The 5,677-nt window shown below is 60.1% G+C and carries 4 protein-coding genes; all 4 read left to right on the top strand.

Annotation, left to right across the window (positions count from 1 at the left end; genetic code table 11):
- A partial coding sequence (tssM, locus tag ADS46_RS12950) for a type VI secretion system membrane subunit TssM (protein WP_066320771.1) occupies positions 1-3,457 on the top strand: 3,457 nt, incomplete at its 5' end.
- Positions 3,450-4,037, top strand: coding sequence for an N-acetyltransferase (locus ADS46_RS12945; protein ID WP_066320770.1), 588 nt, complete (start codon positions 3,450-3,452; stop codon positions 4,035-4,037). The genes tssM and ADS46_RS12945, both read left to right, overlap by 8 nt.
- Positions 4,038-4,111: 74 nt before the next feature.
- Positions 4,112-4,399, top strand: a complete 288-nt coding sequence (locus ADS46_RS12940) for a type VI secretion system PAAR protein (protein ID WP_066320768.1) — start codon at positions 4,112-4,114, stop codon at positions 4,397-4,399.
- A gap of 1 nt (position 4,400) precedes the next feature.
- On the top strand, positions 4,401-5,677 hold a 1,277-nt coding region (gene tssI / locus ADS46_RS12935), incomplete at its 3' end, for a type VI secretion system tip protein TssI/VgrG (RefSeq protein WP_156524517.1).

Here is a 5,677-nt window from a genome sequence, read left to right as displayed (position 1 = left end):
GGAGGTCTTCGGCGTGACGCCCCTGGCCCCGCTGACCAACCGCTTGCTGGCAACGTTGGCCATCGTCACCGTGGTCCTCGTGATCTGGGGCGTTCGGCTTGCACGGCGGTTACGCTCATTGAATGATGAGCGTGAGCAGGAAGAGGCTCGCCAGCAAGACCCGGTGATGCTCCAGGTGGAGCGTCAGGAAACGGCACTCAACAACGTTCTGAGTGAAATTACCGCCAACCTGGGTGGGGGCGACAGTAGCCGATACCGCTTGCCCTGGTACCTGGTCATGGGGGTGGAAAACGCCGGTAAAACCAGCCTTATTAACCGCTCTGGCCAGAACTTCGCGTTGACCCATGTGATGAAAGCCTCTGGTCAAAGCACCAAACAAGGGCATCTTGGCTTTGACTGGTGGATCGGTGACCAAGCCGTACTGATCGATCCTGACGGTGAGTTGCTCACCCAGGGCGCGATGGAAGGCGGCGAGCCCCAAGCGCTTCAGAGTCGGTTGTGGGACCACTTTGTGGAGTGGTTGGAACGCAATCGTGCCCAGCGGCCACTTGATGGTGTTGTCCTGGTGCTCGACCTCGCTCGTTTAAGCCATGCCCAGGTCGCCGTGCGCAAGGCCTATGCGGCACTGTTGCGCACCCGGTTGCGTGAACTTATGGAGCGTCACGGCACGCGACTGCCGGTGTATGTCACCTTCAGCAAAATGGATTTGCTGCATGGTTTTGACGACTTCTTCCGGCATTACTCCCGCGCAGCACGCAAAGCTCCGCTGGGCTTTACGTTTACCCCTGCCTCCATGGAAACCCAAGGGAAGTGGGAAGCCGAATTTGAAGCCGAGTACGACGAAATGCTGGCGCGTCTGAACAAGCAACTTCCCGCCATGCTGTCGGAATGCCGAGACCGGGAAGAGCGCGAGTCCGTATTTCGTTTTGTGCGTCAACTCGCCGGGCTGCGCGATGTGCTGCTGGGCTTTTTGACCGAGTCGCTTTCCAGCGATCGTTTCTCAACGGCCGCCATGGTGCGCGGTACCTACTTCACTTCGGTCTATCAGCAGGGGGTGCCCGAAGACCCCTTCGTGGGTGCCGCTGCTCGCCGCTATGGCATGGATGAAAGCGTTCAGCCTGCACACCGGGCGACGCGCAGCGCTCTCTATTTTACCGAGGAGCTGTTCGAAAATATCATTTATCCCGAAGCGGGGCTGGCGGGCGACAATGCCCGTGTGACCCGGCGGCGGCGCCGCACGCGCAATATCAGCCTGGCGGCCTGCCTGATCATGGGCGTCGTCCTGGTAGGTGGCTGGACGCATTTTTATCAGAAAAACAGCGTCTCCTTATCTGCCGTGGAAGCCCGTGCCGAAACCTTTCTGGCCACTGATCCTGACGCTTTTAGAAGTGACGACCCTACCGGTTATGAGCTGCTGGAGCCGCTTGATCGTTTACGCAGCGCGCTGGAAACCTTCGATGAATACCGCACGCACACCCCGTATCTGGCAGATATGGGGCTATATCAGGGGCATGTCATCGGTGCTCAGGTAGAGCGTGCCTACGTGGCAATGCTTGAGCATCAATTTCTGCCCGCCTTGATGATCGGCATCATGGATGACATGAACCGCGCCGAGGCGGGCAGCAATGAAAAACTCGCCCTGCTGCGTGTGCTACGCATGATGTCCGACGCCAGTGGTCGTCAGCCGGACCGGGTGATGCGCTTCATGGCGCGCCGCTGGCAAGGGGACTTCCCCCAGCAGGGTGCGATCCAGGAGCGCCTCCTTGATCACCTTGACTTCGCCATGGCCCATACCGATCTGGAAGGGCATATCGCGGATGGCAGCCAGCGAGCCAAGCAGGCGATGGAGCCACTCAGGGGCAGCCTGGTCGCCGCCCAGGAGGAACTGTCACGCCAGCCGATCGATGAGCGCGTATATGAGGCATTGAAAACAGCGGGAAGTCGTGAAGGTGACCCCTTGGATCTACGGCGGCGTGTGGGCACGCTGTTTGATACCGTTTTCATGGCTCGCAACGACAACCCGGAACATGTGACGCTACCGTATTTGCTCACGCGTGAGGGTTTTGAGAACTACTTTTTACAAGAGTTGGAGCATGCGACTGAGTTAGCGCTCATCGATGCGTGGACGCTTGGTCAGCGCGACGACATCAACTTCAGCGACGCTGATAAACAGCAGTTGAAAACCGCCCTGCGTGAGCACTATGTCAGTGACTACCATGTCGGTTGGCGCGATGCCCTGCGCGATACCCAACTGGTTCCCCTGCCGGATATTCATCAAGCCATTGTGGTGGCCGACGCCCTGGTGGGTGCCAAACGTCCACTGGATCGTTTGCTATCGGCAGTTGAGCACAACACAAGCCTTTATCCAGAGCTTCCAGAAGGCGATGAAAAAGCGCGTGAGGCATTAAGGCACTCCCCGCGCTATGAACTCGCTGCCCAGATTGAACAGCCTTTCACACCCATCAATCAACTCAGCGAAGCCCGCGATGATAATCCGTCTTCACTAGAGGAAATCAAGGCGGCGGTCACTGAGCTACGCGACTATCTGCTGGATATTGAAGAATCCGGTGACGCCGGTCGTGCTGCCTTTGTGAACGTGCGTGATCGTCTATCGCTGCGGGGTGACGACCCCATCAATAACCTGGAAAAAATAGCCGAAAACACGCCTCAGCCGGTGGGTGGCATGCTGCAGGATTTGGCCGACCAAAGCTGGCAGCTATTGATGGCCAGCGCCACTCGCCACCTAGAGCGCCAATGGCTTGATGATGTCGTGGCACCCTACCAGGAGCGGCTGGCCGGGCGTTATCCCCTGGCACCCAATGCAAGCCGGGACGTGTCGCTGAGCGACTTCGAGGATTTCTTTGCGCCCGACGGCACCTTGGATGCGTTCTATCAAGATAACCTCAAGCCTTTCATTGAGGGCGCCCCCGAGCATCTAGTGGACGCTCAGGGTAATTCGATACTGCGTGACAGCGTGCATAGCGCTGTCGACCAGGCCGAGCAGATTCGTCGTGCTTACTTCAGCCGGGATGGTGCCCTGGACGTTGAGTTTGCCCTCGAACCCATCAGCCTGAGCCCCGATAAACGCCGAAGCGTGATCAGCGTGGATGGCCAACTGATCGAGTATGCCCATAGCCCCAGCCAGCGTGTGTCGATGGTATGGCCCAACTCGCTGCGTGGCGGTACCGAGAGCCGCGTCACGATGGTGCCCAGTGAGGTCAACCGCTCGCCTCGCAGCATGACGCGGGATGGTGCCTGGGCATGGTTCCGCCTGCTGGAACAGGCCGATATCACCAACGTTGGCGAGCGTGAGCTGGAACTGCGCTTCAACGTTGACGGCGGCACAATGCGCTATCGCCTGTTTGCCAACGGGGCGCCCAATCCCTTTACGCGCTCACAGGTGGCAGGCTTCCAACTGCCGTCAGCACTCTATGCGGAGCGAGATAACGATGCTTAAGCAACTTAAGCAGCTGTTTACCTCGGGTAATACCCGGCCCGCTTTGCACCCTGCGCGTCAAGGTGTGAAGCGGGCCCGCCCGTTAGAGTCGGCGCGTGATGAGGATATCGATAAGTTTCTCGAAGCGGTCTACCAGGCAGATGCCAAGGGGCATTCGCCCTGGGTGCTACGTGATAACAGCGTGCTTGAAACATTGCGCCGCGCACTGGAATTCACCGTTCACCGTGGCCTATGGCTCCAGCAAGTGGAGGGCCAAGTGGTGCATTGGCAGGGGCGCCTGCTAGCACTGCATCTTGGCGAGGGCCCCCCGCTGGGTATGGTACTTGCCTGTCGGCCCGATGATGAGGCCGCTTGGCAGCTGCGGTTTTTCTACATCAGCCAGGAGTGGAAAGGCAGTGGTCATGGCACGCGGCTATTGAGAGCCGTACGCCGCAGCTTGAATGGCGTACCGCTGCAAACACGTCTGCCGGTGTCTTGCCACTCGGCCATCGATAGCCTCGAGGCAGCGGGGTTCAGCCGCCAATACGTAGATGCCTTCGACGTCGCCAGCTATGAAGCGCCTGCCATGTGGGATGAATGAGCGGGATGAATAAGCGGGATAAATGAGCAGGGCGACCAAGCACGAATAAGCAGGATTGCAAAAGGAGTAGCGCAATGGGCCAGAAATTTGTACTCGTCGGTGACATGGGGACCGACCACGATGGCTTTCCACCGACGCCGGTCACTGCAGGCAGTGGAACGGTGATGATGGACGGCAAGCCAGTCGCCCGCGTGGGTGACCCTCTGGCACCACATGACAAACCCGACCATCCGCCACACCCACGGGCCATCGCACAGGGTTCAAGCACTATTTTAATCGATGGCAAACCGGCTTCACTGACGGGCCACGCGGTGGATTGCGGCGGCGTGGTGATTGGCTCTGGCTCAGGGGAGGGCAGTTGATATGACAAGCACAGGTCTGCAATTTACCCTAACGCTCCCCGGTGTTGACGACATCGCGGTGATTGACTTTACCCACCGCGAAGCGCTCTCCCAACCTTTCGAGCTGGCGCTCAACCTGGCCAGCCGCGACGGCAGCCAGGAGGCTGCCGATCTCCTGGATCGTGAAGCGTCACTCACCATCTGGCAGGACGGCGAACCGCTACGCCGGGTGCACGGTATTGTCAGCGAATTTGGCCGGGGTGACCGCGGCCACCGGCGTACCTTCTACTCCCTGGTACTGCGCCCGGCGCTGTGGCGGCTCTCTCTACGCCACAACTCGCGGATTTTCCAGAAGACCGATCCGCTCACCATCATCAATACCCTATGCGATGAGCGCGGCATTCGCGACGTAGCCTTTGCAGTCACCCGCGACCTGCCCGAGCGCGAGTACTGCGTGCAGTACCGCGAGACCGACCTCGCCTTTATTGAGCGCCTGGCCGCCGAAGAAGGGCTGTTTTACTTCCATGACTTTGAGGACAGTGACGCGGGCGCCCACCGACTGGTGTTTGCCGACGATCCGCAGGTACTGACCCATCTCGGCGAGCGCAGCTACCACAGCCGTGCCGGAGGCACTGCGCCCATGCGCCATGTGCGCAAGCTCAGCCATACCGCCCGGGTGGCGAGTTCGTCCGCCACGCTGAAAGACTACAGCTTTAAAAATCCCGCCTATGCGCAGCTGCACGACCACCTGGGCCGTGACGTGGAAGGCCATGGACAGCAGGTCGATTACGAACACTACGACTACCCCGGCCGCTATAAGCAGGACGCCTCCGGCGAGCCCTTTACCCGTATCCGCCTGGAGCAACTGCGCCGGGAAGCGATCACCGCCAGCGCCGAAAGCGACCTGCCCGAACTGGCCCCCGGCCTGCGCTTTACGCTGACCGACCACGACACCGACAGCCTCAACCGCGACTGGCAGACGATTAGTGTCACCCATCACGGCGAGCAGCCCCAGGCGCTGGAAGAAGATGGCATCACGCAGGGCGATGCCAACGGTATGACCCGCTACCACAATCAGGTCACGCTGATCCCCGGTGATGCCCCCTGGCGCGCTACGCCCAATCCCAAGCCCCGTGTCGATGGCCCCCAGGTCGCCTTTGTAGTCGGCCCTGAGGGCGAAGAGATCCACTGCGACGAGCACGGCCGGGTCAAGATCCAGTTCCCCTGGGACCGCTACGCCGAACCCAATGAAACGGCAAGCTGCTGGGTGCGGGTTGCCCAGGGCTGGGCAGGCGGAGG

Source organism: Halomonas sp. G11 (genome assembly GCF_001663515.1).
Taxonomy (GTDB): Bacteria; Pseudomonadota; Gammaproteobacteria; order Pseudomonadales; family Halomonadaceae; genus Vreelandella.
This window is presented reverse-complemented; position numbering and strand designations above follow the sequence as displayed.